We start from the raw sequence: 13,076 nt of genomic DNA, 5'->3' as shown, positions 1-13,076 counted from the left end.
TCCATCGCCGTGAGCGCCGCGTACGTGGTGCCGCCCTTGGACGTGACGCGCTCGCGCAGCACCTGCGGCGGCTCGTTCGAGCGCTGCGCCAGGGTCGACGCGCCGACGAAGGTGCCGATCGCGAGTTGCAGCGCGGTCTCTGCCGGCAGCCCCATGCGCGCGCCCGCGTCGCGCATGGCTTCCAGGAAATAGAACACGTAGGCCGGGCCGGAGCCGGAGATCGCCGTGACGGCGTCGAGGTCGCGCTCGCTGGCCACCCAGACCAGCTCGCCCGTGGTGCGCACCACGCGCTCGATCAGCGCGCGGTCGTCGGCCGAGGCGCCCTCGCGCGCGAACAGGCCGGTCATGCCCAGGCCCACCAGCGCGGGGGTGTTGGGCATGGCGCGCACGATGCGTTGCGTGCCCAGCCAGGCGGCCATGCTCTCGCTGGTGATGCCGGCCGCCACGCTCAGGTGCAGGGCGCCGCCCAGGTGCGGGCCGGCGGCGAGTGCGGCGTCCTTGAAGGTCTGTGGCTTCACGGCCCAGACCACGAGGCCCGAGGGCTTGAGGTCGGCGCCGGCCGCGGCGAACAGCGCCACACCCGGGAACTGCTGCGCCAGGCGCGTGCGCTGTTCGTCCCAGGGTTCGACGATCTGGAGCGAGCCGGCCGCATGGCCCTGGCGCAGCAGGCCGCCGACGATGGCGCTGGCCATGTTGCCGCCGCCGATGAAGGTGATGAGGGGGGAGTTGGGCGTGTTCATGCGCGCGATTGTCGCCGCGCTCTGCGCCGAGGCAGCGCTGTTTAGGCGGCGGTTGTTTGCCGAACTGCGTGTTCCCAGGCGGCCATCTTCTCGGCCGCCTGCTCACGCGAGATTCGCGGCTCGAAGCGCCGCTCCGCGCGCCACTGCGCGCTCAGCTCGTCCGTGCCCTGGTACACGCCGGTGTGCAGGCCCGCCAGGTAGGCCGCGCCGAGCGCGGTGGTCTCCACCACCTCGGGGCGCACCACGGGAATGCCCAGCAGATCGGCCTGGATCTGCATCAACAGGTTGTTGACGCTGGCACCGCCGTCCACGCGCAGCTCGCTCACGGGCACGCCGCCCGCGGCCACGGCGTCGCGGCTCATGGCCTGCAGCAGGGCCGCGCTCTGGAAGGCGATGCTTTCCAGCGCCGCGCGCGCGATGTGGGCCATGGTGGTGCCGCGCGTGAGGCCGGTGATGGTGCCGCGCGCCTCGGGCTGCCAGTAGGGCGCACCCAGGCCGGTGAAGGCCGGCACCACCACCACGCCGTCGGCATCGGGCACGCTCTCGGCCAGGGCCTGCACCTCGCTGCTGGACTCGATCGCGCGCAGGCCGTCGCGCAGCCACTGCACCACCGCGCCGGCAATGAAGACGCTGCCCTCCAGCGCGTACTGCGCCGGCCCCGGCGCCTGCGCGCAGGACGTGGTGATGAGCCCGTTCTGGCTGGTCTGGAAACGCTCGCCGGTGTGCATCAGCATGAAGCAGCCGGTGCCGTAGGTGTTCTTGGCCATGCCGGCCTGGAAGCAGGCCTGGCCGAACAGGGCGCTCTGCTGGTCGCCGGCCACGCCGCCGATGGGCAGGGCGGTGCCGAGCCAATCGGCGTGCGCCTGGCCGAAATCGGCGCTGGAGGGCAGGGTCTCGGGCAGCAGGCTGCGCGGGATGCGCAGGAGCGCGAGCAGTTCGTCGTCCCAGTCGTGCGTGCTGACGTTGAAGAGCATGGTGCGCGCGGCGTTGCTGTGGTCGGTGACATGGCGCGCGCCGCGCGTGAGGTGCCAGATCAGCCAACTGTCGACAGTGCCGAAGGCGAGTTCGCCGCGCTCGGCCTGCGCGCGCACGCCTTTCACGTTGTCCAGGATCCACTGCAGCTTGGTGCCGGAGAAGTAGGCGTCGATGCGCAGCCCGGTCTTGCGCTGCACCAGGGCCTCGTGGCCCTGATCCCGCAGTTGGGCGCAGGCGGCCTCGGCGCGGCGGTCCTGCCAGACGATCGCGTTGTAGACGGGCTCGCCGGTGCGGCGGTTCCAGACCAGCGTGGTCTCGCGCTGGTTGGTGATGCCGATGGCGCGCACGCCGTCGGCGCGCAGACCGGCCTTGGCCAGCACCTCGCGCGCGGTGGCCAGTTGCGTGTCCCACAAGGCGCGCGGGTCGTGCTCCACCCAGCCGGGCTGGGGGTAGATCTGCGGGAACTCGCGCTGGGCCATGGCCACCACGCGGCCCTGGCGGTCGAAGACGATGCTGCGCGAACTGGAGGTGCCCTGGTCGAGGGCCAGCAGGTGGGTCGGGTTCATCGGTCCTTGCTTTCAGGAGGCCAGGGCCTCGCGCTCGGCGGCCACCACGCATTCCACGTGGCTTTGCTCGATCAGTGCATTGAAGGGGTCGGGGGGCGCTTCGTCGGTGAACAGCGCGTCGAGATCGTCCAGCCGCGCCAGCTCGACCATGGCGGGCCGGTTGAACTTGCTGTGGTCGGCGGCGAGCCACACCTGGCGCGACTGCGCCACGATGGCGCGCGCCACCTTGACCTCCCGGTAGTCGAAGTCGCGCAGCGTGCCGTCGGCCTCGATGCCGCTGATGCCGATCAGGCCGATGTCGACCTTGAACTGGTGCATGAAGTCCACCGTGGCCTCGCCCACGATGCCCTGGTCGGCCGCGCGCACCTGGCCGCCAGCGACGATGACCTCGCAGTCGGGGTTGGTGCTCATGAGCGAGGCGATGTGCAGGTTGTTGGTGATGACGCGCAGGCCGCGGTGGCGCTGCAGCTCACGCGCGATGGCCTCGATGGTGGTGCCGATGTTCATGATCAGCGAGCAGCCGTTGGGCACGCGCGCGGCCACCGCGCGCGCGATGCGCTGCTTGGCCTCGGCCTGCAAGGCCTGGCGCTGGCGGTAGGCGATGTTCTCGGTGGTGGAGCCGGGCAGGCGCACGCCACCGTGAAAGCGCGCCAGCAGGCCGGCCTCGGCCAGGCGCTGCACGTCGCGGCGCACGGTCTGCAGCGTGACGCCGAAGCGCTCGGCCAGGGCTTCGATGGTCTGTGGCCCATGGGCGCGGACCTCGTCGAGCAATTGGGTGTGGCGGGGGTTCAGGTTCATGAAGGAGCGCGCGGCGGTCGTGTTTCGAACTTATCGGAAAACACTGATGGACTTCTAAGGGTATCTACCGAACATAAAAAGAAAAAAAACGAACAAAGATACGCCCGAAACGAAAGCGCCCGCCTCGCGTTCGAGCGAGGCCGCGCACATCACACCTCCTATGCAGCTGTCACTGGACGAGATCACCAAGACCGTGGGTCCTTCGGTCCACCTGTACCCGATGAGCCTGTCGCCCGTGCCGGGCGCGGTCACGGTGCTGCTGGGCGCCACGCAGGCCGGCAAGACCAGCCTGATGCGCGTGATGGCCGGGCTGGACACGGTCAGCTCGGGGCGCGTGCTGGTGGACGGGCAGGACGTGACGCGCCAGTCGGTGCGCGAGCGCAACGTGGCCATGGTCTACCAGCAGTTCGTCAACTACCCGTCGATGACGGTGGCGCAGAACATCGCTTCGCCGCTGCGCTTGCGCGGTGAGCGCGACATCGAGGCCCGCGTACGGGCGCTGGCCGCGCGGCTGCACATCGAAGCCTTTCTCGAGCGCCTGCCCGCCGAGCTGTCGGGTGGGCAGCAGCAGCGCGTGGCGCTGGCGCGCGCCCTGGCCAAGCAGGCGCCGCTGATGCTGCTGGACGAGCCCTTGGTGAACCTGGACTACAAGCTGCGCGAGGAGTTGCGAGAGGAACTGTCCGCGCTGTTCGCGGCGGGAGAGTCCACGGTGGTCTACGCCACCACCGAGCCCGGCGAGGCCCTGCTGCTGGGCGGGCATACCGCGGTGATGGACGCCGGCGAACTGCTGCAATACGGCCCCACGGCCGAGGTCTTCCACCGCCCGCTGAGCCTGCGCGTGGCGCGCGCCTTCAGCGATCCACCCATGAACCTGATGGCCGCGCGCCGCAACGCCCAGGGCGGCGTGCGCGTGGCCGACGCGCTGGACTGGCCGCTGGAGCTGCCCGCGCAGGCCGACGACGTCGTGCTCGGCATCCGCGCGGGTGGCCTGCGGGCGCGCGCGTTGCCCGGCGACGTGGCGATCGCCTCGCGGGTCGAGCTGGCGGAGATCGCGGGTTCCGACACCTTCGTGCACGTGAGCAGCGACGTGGGCGAGCTGGTGGCCCAGCTCGTGGGCGTGCACAAGTTCGAACTGGGCGAGCGCATCACGCTGCACCTCAACCCCGATCACCTGTTCGTGTTCGACGCGCGCGGCCCGCTGGTGCGCGCGCCGCAAGGAGTGCGCTGATGGCCCTGATCGAACTCGACCTTGCACACGCCTACCGTTCGAACCCGCGCTCGGACGACGACTATGCGCTGCTGCCGCTGAAGATGGCCTTTCGCGACGGCGGCGCCTATGCGCTGCTGGGGCCTTCGGGCTGCGGCAAGACGACGATGCTCAACATCATCTCGGGGCTGCTCGTGCCGTCGCAAGGCACGGTGCGCTTCGACGGCCGCGACGTCACCCACGACTCGCCGCAGCAGCGCAACATCGCCCAGGTGTTCCAGTTCCCGGTCATCTACGACACCATGACCGTGGCGCAGAACCTGGCCTTCCCGCTGCGCAACCGCAAGGTGCCCGAGGCCGAGATCCGCCAGCGCGTGGGGCGCATCGCCGAAATGCTGGAGCTCAGCGGCCAGCTCGATCACCGCGCCGCTGGCCTGAGCGCCGACCAGAAACAGAAGATCTCGCTCGGGCGCGGCCTGGTGCGCTCGGATGTGTCGGCCGTGCTGTTCGACGAGCCGCTCACGGTGATCGATCCGCACCTGAAATGGCAACTGCGGCGCAAGCTCAAGCAGATCCACCACGAACTCAAGCTCACGCTGATCTACGTCACGCACGACCAGGTGGAAGCGCTGACCTTTGCCGACGAGGTGGTGGTGATGTCGCGCGGCCGCGCGGTGCAGAAAGGCGCGGCGGCCGATCTCTTCGAGCGTCCCGCGCACACCTTCGTGGGGCATTTCATCGGCTCGCCGGGCATGAACTTCCTGCCCGCGCAGGCGGTGCGTGGCGGCGTGCTGGTGAACGAGCAGCCCCTGGCCTTTCAAGTGGACCGCCGCCTGCCCGAGGGGCCGGTGAAGCTGGGCATCCGCCCCGAGTACCTGCGCCTGGGCCAGCCCGGCGATGGCCAATCGCTGCCCGCGCGCGTGAGCCGGGTGCAAGACATCGGCACCTACTTCCTGCTCACCTGCGAACTCGGCGGGCACACGCTCAAGAGCCGGCTGGGCGCCGAGGCCACGCCGCCGACCGTGGGCGACACCGTCCACCTGCGCCTGCTGGACGCGCACACCTGCTTCTACCGCGACGAACAACTGCTGGAGGGCACCACATGAACAACCACAAGCCCGTGAACCAGAAGGCCTGGTGGCTGGTGCTGCCGGTCATCCTGTGCGTGGCCTTCTCGGCCGTGCTGCCGCTGATGACGGTGGTGAACTACTCGGTGCAGGACATCATCTCGCCTCAGCGGCGCGTGTTCGTGGGCACCGAATGGTTCGTCATGGTGATGCGCGACAGCGACCTGCACCTGGCGCTGTGGCGGCAGATCCAGTTCTCGCTCGCGGTGCTGCTGGTGGAGATTCCGCTGGGCATCGCGCTGGCGCTGTCCATGCCGGCCGCGGGCTGGCGGGCCTCGGTGGTGCTGGTGGTGGTGGCGCTGTCGCTGCTGATTCCATGGAACGTGGTCGGCACCATCTGGCAGATCTTCGGACGCAGCGACATCGGGTTGCTGGGCCACACGCTGTGGAAGCTGGGCGTGGACTACAGCTACACCGGCAACCCGGAGCACGCCTGGTGGACCGTGCTCATCATGGACGTGTGGCACTGGACGCCGCTGGTGGCCTTGCTGGCCTACGCCGGCCTGCGCAGCATCCCCGATGCCTACTACCAGGCGGCCCGCATCGACGGTGCCAGCCAGTGGGCGGTGTTTCGCTACATCCAGTTGCCCAAGATGCGCGGCGTGCTCATGATCGCCGTGCTGCTGCGTTTCATGGACAGCTTCATGATCTACACCGAGCCCTTCGTGCTCACCGGCGGCGGCCCGGGCAACGCCACCACCTTCCTCTCTCAGTACCTCACCACCAAGGCGGTCGGCCAGTTCGACCTGGGGCCGGCGGCGGCCTTCTCGCTGATCTACTTCTTCATCATCCTGCTGTTCTGCTTCGTGCTCTACAACTGGATGCAGAGTCTGGGCACGTCCGACAAGGAGCAGGGCCATGCGTGACCGAAAGTTCAAGGCCCGCTGGCTGTTCCTGGCCGCCTACCTGGTCTTCGCCTTGCTGCCCATCTACTGGATGGTGAACATGAGCTTCAAGACGAACCAGGAGATTCTGTCCTCGTTCACGTTGTGGCCCGCCGAATTCACCTGGGCCAACTACAAGACCATCTTCACCGACCCCTCGTGGTATTCCGGCTACGTCAACAGCCTGATCTACGTCGGCATCAACACGCTCATCTCGCTCACCGTGGCGCTGCCCGCGGCCTACGCGTTCTCGCGCTACCGCTTCCTCGGCGACAAGCACGTGTTCTTCTGGTTGTTGACGAACCGCATGACGCCACCCGCGGTGTTCCTGTTGCCCTTCTTCCAGCTCTACACCACGCTGGGGTTGATGGACACGCACATTGCGGTGGCGCTGGCGCACCTGCTGTTCAACGTGCCGCTGGCGGTGTGGATCCTCGAAGGCTTCATGAGCGGCATTCCGCGCGAGATCGACGAGACCGCCTACATCGACGGCTACAGCTTCCCGCGCTTCTTCTTCACCATCCTCCTGCCGCTCATCAAGGCCGGCGTGGGCGTGGCGGCGTTCTTCTGCTTCATGTTCAGCTGGGTGGAGCTGCTGCTGGCGCGCACGCTCACCAGCGTCAACGCCAAGCCCATCGTTGCGACGATGACGCGAACCGTCTCGGCCTCGGGCATGGACTGGGCGACCCTGGCGGCCGCCGGCGTGCTCACCATCGTGCCGGGCGCCATCGTCATCTGGTTCGTGCGGCACTACATAGCCAAGGGCTTTGCCATGGGGAGGGTGTGACATGTTCGGCTGGATGGTCTGGACCTTGCCGGTGGCGATCTTCTTCACCGTCATCGCGCTGATGCTCATCGGCATGACGGTGTGGGAGATCCGCTCACCCACGATCGAGCGCAAGGGCTTTCTGCCCATGAAGACCACGCGCGGCGATCGCCTGTTCGTCGGCCTGCTCGGCGCGGCCTACATCAACCTCGCCTTCGTGGGCCTGGCCGGCTGGATCGCCGAGCGGCTCGGCCTGGTGCAGGAGCCCTCGGTGTGGATCGGCTTCGTGATCTCGGTGTTCTGGCTCGCCCTGGTGATGCGCAAGGGCTGAGCGATTTTTCCAACGACCGGACCGCCGCTTCCCCGGTGCCGTGTCGATCCGCTGGCGGGGAGGCAGATCATCATCAAGGAGACAACATGAAACTGCGACACACGGCGCTCGCTGCGCTGATCGCCACGGGGGCCGCATGGCCGGCCTGGGCGGACGAGGCCGCCGCCAAGCGATGGATCGACAGCGAGTTCCAGCCATCCACCCTGAGCAAGGCCCAGCAGACGGCTGAACTCAAGTGGTTCATCGACGCGGCCGCCAAACTCAAGGCCAAGGGCGTGCGCGAGATCTCCGTGGTGTCCGAGACCATCACCACGCACGAGTACGAGTCCAAGACCCTTGCGAAGGCCTTCAGCGAGATCACCGGCATCAACGTCAAGCACGACCTGATCCAGGAAGGCGACGTGGTCGAGAAGCTGCAGACCTCGATGCAATCGGGCAAGTCCATCTACGACGGCTGGATCAGCGACTCCGACCTCATCGGCACCCACTACCGCTACGGCCAGATCCTCAACCTGACCGACTACATGGCCGGCGCCGGCAAGGACTTCACCAACCCGGGCCTCGACATCAAGGACTTCATCGGCACCAAGTTCACCACCGGCCCCGACGGCAAGCTCTACCAGTTGCCCGACCAGCAGTTCGCCAACCTCTACTGGTTCCGCGCCGACCTTTTCGCGCGCCAGGACCTGAAGGACAAGTTCAAGGCCAAGTACGGCTACGACCTGGGCGTGCCGCTGAACTGGAGCGCCTACGAAGACATCGCCGAGTTCTTCACCAACGACGTGAAGACCATCGACGGCAAGCCGATCTACGGGCACATGGACTACGGCAAGAAGGACCCCTCGCTCGGCTGGCGCTTCACCGACGCCTGGCTGTCGATGGCGGGCACCGCCGACATCGGCAACCCCAATGGTCTGCCGATCGACGAGTGGGGCATCCGCGTGGGCGACGACAAGTGCACGCCGGTGGGCGCCAGCGTGGCGCGCGGCGGCGCGGCCAACTCGCCGGCGGCCGTCTACGCGCTCACCAAGTACGTGGACTGGATGAAGAAGTACGCGCCCAAGGAGGCCACCGGCATGACCTTCGGCGAGGCCGGCCCGGTGCCCGCGCAGGGCCAGATCGCGCAGCAGATCTTCTGGTACACCGCCTTCACTGCCGACATGACCAAGCCCGGCCTGCCGGTGGTCAACGCCGACGGCACGCCCAAGTGGCGCATGGCCCCCGGCCCCAACGGCCCGTACTGGAAGCAGGGCATGCAGAACGGCTACCAGGACGTGGGCTCGTGGACCTTCTTCAAGAACCACGACGCCAACAAGACGGCCGCGGCCTGGCTCTACGCGCAGTTCATCACCGCCAAGACCACCTCGCTGAAGAAGACCATCGTCGGCCTCACGCCGATCCGCGAAAGCGACATCCAGAGCAAGGCCATGACCGACATGGCGCCCAAGCTCGGTGGCCTGGTGGAGTTCTACCGCTCGCCCGCCCGCGTGGCCTGGAGCCCCACCGGCACCAACGTGCCGGACTATCCCAAGCTCGCGCAACTGTGGTGGCAGAACGTGGCCCAGGCCGTGACGGGTGAGAAGACGCCGCAGCAGGCCATGGACGGCTTGGCCGATCAGATGGACCAAGTGCTGGCCCGCCTGGAACGCGCCGGCATGGAACGCTGCGCGCCCAAACTCAACGCCAAGGGTGACCCCAACAAGTGGCTGAGCGACAAGGCCGCACCCTGGAAGAAGCTGGCCAACGAGAAGCCCAAGGGCGAGACCATCGCCTACGATCAGCTGCTCAACGCCTGGAAGGCGGGCAAGGTCCGCTGATCGACACCGCGCCGTCCGCTCCCCTGGCGCCGCTGGCCCCGGGGGTTGGCCGCCCGCCCACATGAACCGAGAACAACGCTTCGCCTCCCTTGCCGACACGGACCGCTTCGACCTTGTGGTCGTGGGTGGTGGTGCCACCGGCCTGGGCGTCGCGCTCGACGCCAGCCTGCGGGGCTTCTCCGTCGCGCTGTTCGAATCGCACGATTTCGCAGGCGGTACCTCCTCGCGCGCCACCAAGCTGCTGCATGGTGGCGTGCGCTACCTCGCGCAGGGCAACGTGGCGCTGGTGCGCGAGGCCCTGGCCGAGCGCACGACGGTCATGGCCATCGCGCCGCATCTGGCGCAGCCGCTGCCCTTCGTGATGCCCAGCCACCAGTGGTGGCAAACGCCGTTCTACGGCATCGGCCTCAAGCTGTACGACCTGCTGGCCGGGCGCGCTGGCCTGGGGCCCACTGAATTCCTCGACCGCGCGCGCACGCTGTCCGCCCTGCCCGGCGTGAACCCGCAGGGCCTGCGCGGCGGCGTGCGCTACTGGGACGGCCAGTTCGACGACGCCCGGCTGGCCATTGCGCTGGCGCGCACGGCCGAAGCAGCGGGCGCGTTCATGTTCAACCACGCGGAAGTCGTCGCCATTGCCCCGGATGGCGATGGCCACGCGGTCACCGTTTGCGATCGGGTGAGCGGTGGCCAGCGCCGGGTGCGCGCGCGCTGCGTCGTCAATGCCACCGGCGTGTGGGTCGATGCCATCCGCGAGGCCGCCGGAACGCCATCGCACATGGTCAGCCCGAGTCAGGGTGTGCACGTGGTCGTCGACCGCGAGTTTCTGGGCGGCGAGCACGCCCTGCTGGTGCCCCGCACGCGGGACGGCCGTGTGCTCTTTGCCGTGCCCTGGCTCGGCAAGCTCATCCTGGGCACCACGGACACGCCTCGGCAGGACCTCGCGCGCGAGCCGCAGCCATTCGAGCAGGAATTGGCCTTCATTCTTGATGAAGCCTCGCGCGCGCTCAGCCGCCCGGTGCGCCACGCCGACATCCGCAGCGTCTGGGTCGGTCTGCGGCCCTTGGTGGCGGCGCCCAGCGATGGCAGTGGCACCAAGGGCTTGTCGCGAGAGCACACCGTGGTGGTGGACCCGAACGGCCTGGTCACCGTCACCGGTGGCAAGTGGACGACCTACCGCGCCATGGCCGAGGACGTGCTCCAGCGGTGCATGGACGCCGGCCGGCTGCCCGCGCGCGCGGGCGGGCAGAGCGCCCGCCGCCGCCTGGTGGGTGCGCCGGCCAGTGCCTCGGTGCCGATTCACGCTGCGCCGGGCTGGCATCTGTATGGCACCGAGGCCCAGCAGATCCAGGCGCTGCCGGGCGCCGATCGGATCCTCGGACTGGGCCTGTGTGCCGCGATGGTGCGGTTTGCAGTGAGATGCGAGTACGCGCTCACTGTCGAAGATGTGTTGGCCCGGCGTTGGCGCGCGCTCTTCCTGGACGCTGTGCAGGCCGGGCGCATGGCCGCCGAGGTGGCGGATATCCTGCGCGAGGAGGGCGTGTCCGACCCGCGCACCGACGACTTCATGGACCTCTCTCGTCGATACGCCGCGCCCGACGTTTGACGCACCGCCGCGCTCATGCCATAATGCATGGCTTCGCTCCTTTGGGAGTGATGTGTCTGGCGCAAGCCATCTGCCCACCGAAGGGTGGCATCCGCCGCGGCAGCAGCCGCTTGCAGTGGATGTCCCTCGACGACGGGCCCAAGACTGATCGCTGTTGGCCGTGGTGGCCTTCACGATTCAAGTTGGGACTTAAATCAAATGATCCAAACGCAATCTCGACTCGATGTTGCTGACAACACGGGTGCCAAGTCCGTGATGTGCATCAAGGTGCTCGGCGGTTCCAAGCGCCGCTACGCCAGTGTGGGCGATGTCATCAAGGTCAGCATCAAGGAAGCAGCGCCGCGTGGCCGCGTCAAAAAGGGCGAGGTCTACAACGCCGTGGTGGTGCGCACCGCCAAAGGCATCCGCCGCCAGGATGGCGCGCTGATCAAGTTCGACGGCAACGCGGCAGTGTTGCTCAACGCCAAGCTGGAGCCCATCGGCACCCGCATCTTCGGCCCGGTCACGCGCGAACTGCGCACCGAGAAGTTCATGAAGATCGTGTCGCTGGCCCCCGAGGTTCTCTGAGGAAGCCATCATGAACAAGATTCGTACCGGTGACGAAGTCATCGTGATCGCGGGGCGCGACAAGGGCAAGCGCGGCAAGGTGCTTTCACGCACCGACGAGCAGCACGTCGTGGTCGAAGGCGTGAATGTCGTCAAGAAGCACGCCAAGCCGAACCCCATGAAGGGTATTACCGGTGGCATCGTTGAAAAGACCATGCCCATCGACCAGTCCAATGTGGCGATCTTCAATGCCGTGACCGGCAAGGCCGATCGTGTGGGCGTCAAGGTTGCCGACGGCAAGCGCGTGCGCGTGTACAAGTCCAGCGGCGAACAGATCAAGGTGGCATGACCATGGCACGACAGCAACAACACTATCGCGAGAAGGTGGTCCCCGAGCTGATCGCCAAGTTCGGCTACAAGTCGCCGATGGAGGTGCCGCGCATCACCAAGATCACGCTGAACATGGGTGTGAGCGAGGCCGTGGCCGACAAGAAGGTGATGGACAACGCCGTGGGCGACCTCACCAAGATCGCTGGTCAGAAGCCCGTGGTGACCAAGGCCAAGAAGGCCATCGCCGGTTTCAAGATCCGTGAACAGCAAGCCATCGGCTGCATGGTCACGCTGCGCGGCGCGCGCATGTACGAATTCCTGGACCGCTTCGTCACCGTGGCCCTGCCCCGCGTGCGCGACTTCCGCGGCATCTCGGGTCGGTCGTTCGACGGTCGCGGCAACTACAACGTCGGCGTCAAGGAACAGATCATCTTCCCGGAGATCGAGTACGACAAGGTCGATGCCCTGCGCGGCCTGAACATCAGCATCACGACGACCGCCAAGACCGACGACGAGTGCAAGGCACTGCTGGCTGGTTTCCGTTTCCCGTTCAAGAACTGAGGTGGCGCGTGGCTAAACAAGCACTACTCCAACGTGAACTCAAGCGCGAGAAACTCGCTGCCAAGTTCGCCAAGAAATACAACGAGCTGAAGTCCACCGCCGGCGACGCCAAGAAGTCGGACGAGGAGCGCGACGCTGCTCGCCTGGCTCTGCAGAAGCTGCCCCGCAACGCGAACCCGACCCGTCAGCGCAACCGCTGCGAGATCACGGGTCGCCCGCGCGGCACCTTCAACCACTTCGGCCTGGCCCGCGCCAAGGTCCGTGAAATGGCTTTTGCCGGCGAAATCCCCGGCATCACCAAAGCCAGCTGGTAAGCCTTAGGAGAACCCCACATGAGCATGAGTGATCCTATCGCCGACATGTTGACCCGTGTCCGCAACGCGCAAATGGTCGAAAAGGCCACTGTGGCGATGCCGGCGTCGAAGGTGAAAGCGGCGATCGCCCAGGTCCTGAAGGACGAGGGCTATATCGACGACTTCAAGGTGACCAATGAAGGCGGCAAGAGCGAGCTGGTCATTACCCTGAAGTACTACGCCGGCCGTCCCGTGATCGAGCGCATCGAGCGCGTGAGCCGTCCGGGCCTGCGCGTCTACCGTGGCCGCAACGCCATCCCCCAGGTCCAGAACGGCCTTGGCGTGGCGATCGTGACCACCCCGCGCGGCGTCATGACCGATCGCAAGGCACGCGCCACCGGTGTCGGTGGTGAAGTGCTGTGCTACGTCGCCTGATGCTGGCATCGAGGAGAGACTGAATGTCACGTATTGGAAAACAGCCGATCGCGGTGCCCACCGGGGTCGAGATCGCCGTCAAGGACGGCCTGATCAA

At 67.3% G+C, this 13,076-nt stretch carries 15 protein-coding genes; 12 read left to right on the top strand and 3 right to left on the bottom strand.

Going from position 1 to position 13,076, the window contains the following annotated elements:
- From proC to VLG41_RS15515, 3 genes are all read right to left on the bottom strand, one after another.
- Positions 1-740 (bottom strand): pyrroline-5-carboxylate reductase (gene proC / locus VLG41_RS15525; RefSeq protein WP_325350299.1); only part of this gene is annotated, 740 nt, incomplete at its 3' end.
- 41 nt (positions 741-781) lie between these two features.
- Positions 782-2,281 carry a glycerol kinase GlpK gene (gene glpK / locus VLG41_RS15520; protein ID WP_325350298.1) on the bottom strand — a complete coding sequence of 500 codons (1,500 nt, stop codon included), beginning with the start codon at positions 2,279-2,281 and terminating at the stop codon, positions 782-784.
- 12 nt (positions 2,282-2,293) lie between these two features.
- Entirely contained in the window at positions 2,294-3,079 is a 786-nt protein-coding gene (locus VLG41_RS15515; RefSeq protein ID WP_325350297.1) for a DeoR/GlpR family DNA-binding transcription regulator, read from the bottom strand.
- Between the two features lie 160 nt (positions 3,080-3,239).
- On the opposite strand from VLG41_RS15515, the gene VLG41_RS15510 reads away from it, so the two are divergent.
- The 12 genes from VLG41_RS15510 to rpsH all read left to right on the top strand — a co-directional run bounded on the left by VLG41_RS15510 (position 3,240) and on the right by rpsH (position 12,979).
- Positions 3,240-4,307: an ABC transporter ATP-binding protein gene (locus VLG41_RS15510; RefSeq protein ID WP_325350296.1), complete on the top strand. Its 1,068-nt coding sequence runs from the start codon at positions 3,240-3,242 to the stop codon at positions 4,305-4,307.
- Positions 4,307-5,392, top strand: a complete 1,086-nt coding sequence (locus VLG41_RS15505) for an ABC transporter ATP-binding protein (RefSeq protein ID WP_325350295.1) — start codon at positions 4,307-4,309, stop codon at positions 5,390-5,392. The genes VLG41_RS15510 and VLG41_RS15505 overlap by 1 nt, the downstream gene beginning before the upstream one ends.
- Positions 5,389-6,279: a sugar ABC transporter permease gene (locus VLG41_RS15500; RefSeq protein ID WP_325350294.1), complete on the top strand. Its 891-nt coding sequence runs from the start codon at positions 5,389-5,391 to the stop codon at positions 6,277-6,279. The genes VLG41_RS15505 and VLG41_RS15500 overlap by 4 nt, the downstream gene beginning before the upstream one ends.
- Positions 6,272-7,084, top strand: coding sequence for a carbohydrate ABC transporter permease (locus VLG41_RS15495; protein ID WP_325350293.1), 813 nt, complete (start codon positions 6,272-6,274; stop codon positions 7,082-7,084). The genes VLG41_RS15500 and VLG41_RS15495 overlap by 8 nt, the downstream gene beginning before the upstream one ends.
- Before the next feature lies 1 nt (position 7,085).
- A complete protein-coding gene (locus VLG41_RS15490) occupies positions 7,086-7,394 on the top strand; it encodes a DUF2160 domain-containing protein (protein ID WP_325350292.1) in 309 nt (102 codons plus the stop codon).
- Between the two features lie 86 nt (positions 7,395-7,480).
- A complete protein-coding gene (locus tag VLG41_RS15485) occupies positions 7,481-9,211 on the top strand; it encodes an ABC transporter substrate-binding protein (RefSeq protein WP_325350291.1) in 1,731 nt (576 codons plus the stop codon).
- A gap of 61 nt (positions 9,212-9,272) precedes the next feature.
- Positions 9,273-10,814 (top strand): glycerol-3-phosphate dehydrogenase/oxidase, encoded by a 1,542-nt coding sequence (locus VLG41_RS15480; protein WP_325350290.1) that lies wholly within the window; start codon positions 9,273-9,275, stop codon positions 10,812-10,814.
- Positions 10,815-11,012: 198 nt separating this feature from the next.
- Positions 11,013-11,381 (top strand): 50S ribosomal protein L14, encoded by a 369-nt coding sequence (rplN, locus tag VLG41_RS15475; RefSeq protein ID WP_009514936.1) that lies wholly within the window; start codon positions 11,013-11,015, stop codon positions 11,379-11,381.
- 10 nt (positions 11,382-11,391) lie between these two features.
- Entirely contained in the window at positions 11,392-11,709 is a 318-nt protein-coding gene (gene rplX / locus VLG41_RS15470) for a 50S ribosomal protein L24 (protein ID WP_325350289.1), read from the top strand.
- 2 nt (positions 11,710-11,711) lie between these two features.
- Positions 11,712-12,251, top strand: coding sequence for a 50S ribosomal protein L5 (gene rplE, locus VLG41_RS15465; RefSeq protein ID WP_009514933.1), 540 nt, complete (start codon positions 11,712-11,714; stop codon positions 12,249-12,251).
- Positions 12,252-12,259: 8 nt separating this feature from the next.
- Positions 12,260-12,565: a 30S ribosomal protein S14 gene (gene rpsN / locus VLG41_RS15460; RefSeq protein ID WP_009514932.1), complete on the top strand. Its 306-nt coding sequence runs from the start codon at positions 12,260-12,262 to the stop codon at positions 12,563-12,565.
- 18 nt (positions 12,566-12,583) lie between these two features.
- Positions 12,584-12,979 carry a 30S ribosomal protein S8 gene (rpsH, locus tag VLG41_RS15455; RefSeq protein WP_325350288.1) on the top strand — a complete coding sequence of 132 codons (396 nt, stop codon included), beginning with the start codon at positions 12,584-12,586 and terminating at the stop codon, positions 12,977-12,979.
- The last annotated feature ends 97 nt before the right edge of the window (positions 12,980-13,076 follow it).

Source organism: Hydrogenophaga sp., assembly GCF_035481345.1.
GTDB lineage: Bacteria > Pseudomonadota > Gammaproteobacteria > Burkholderiales > Burkholderiaceae_C > Hydrogenophaga.
Note: the sequence above shows the minus strand (reverse complement) of the source record. Positions and strands in the feature narration are given on the sequence as shown.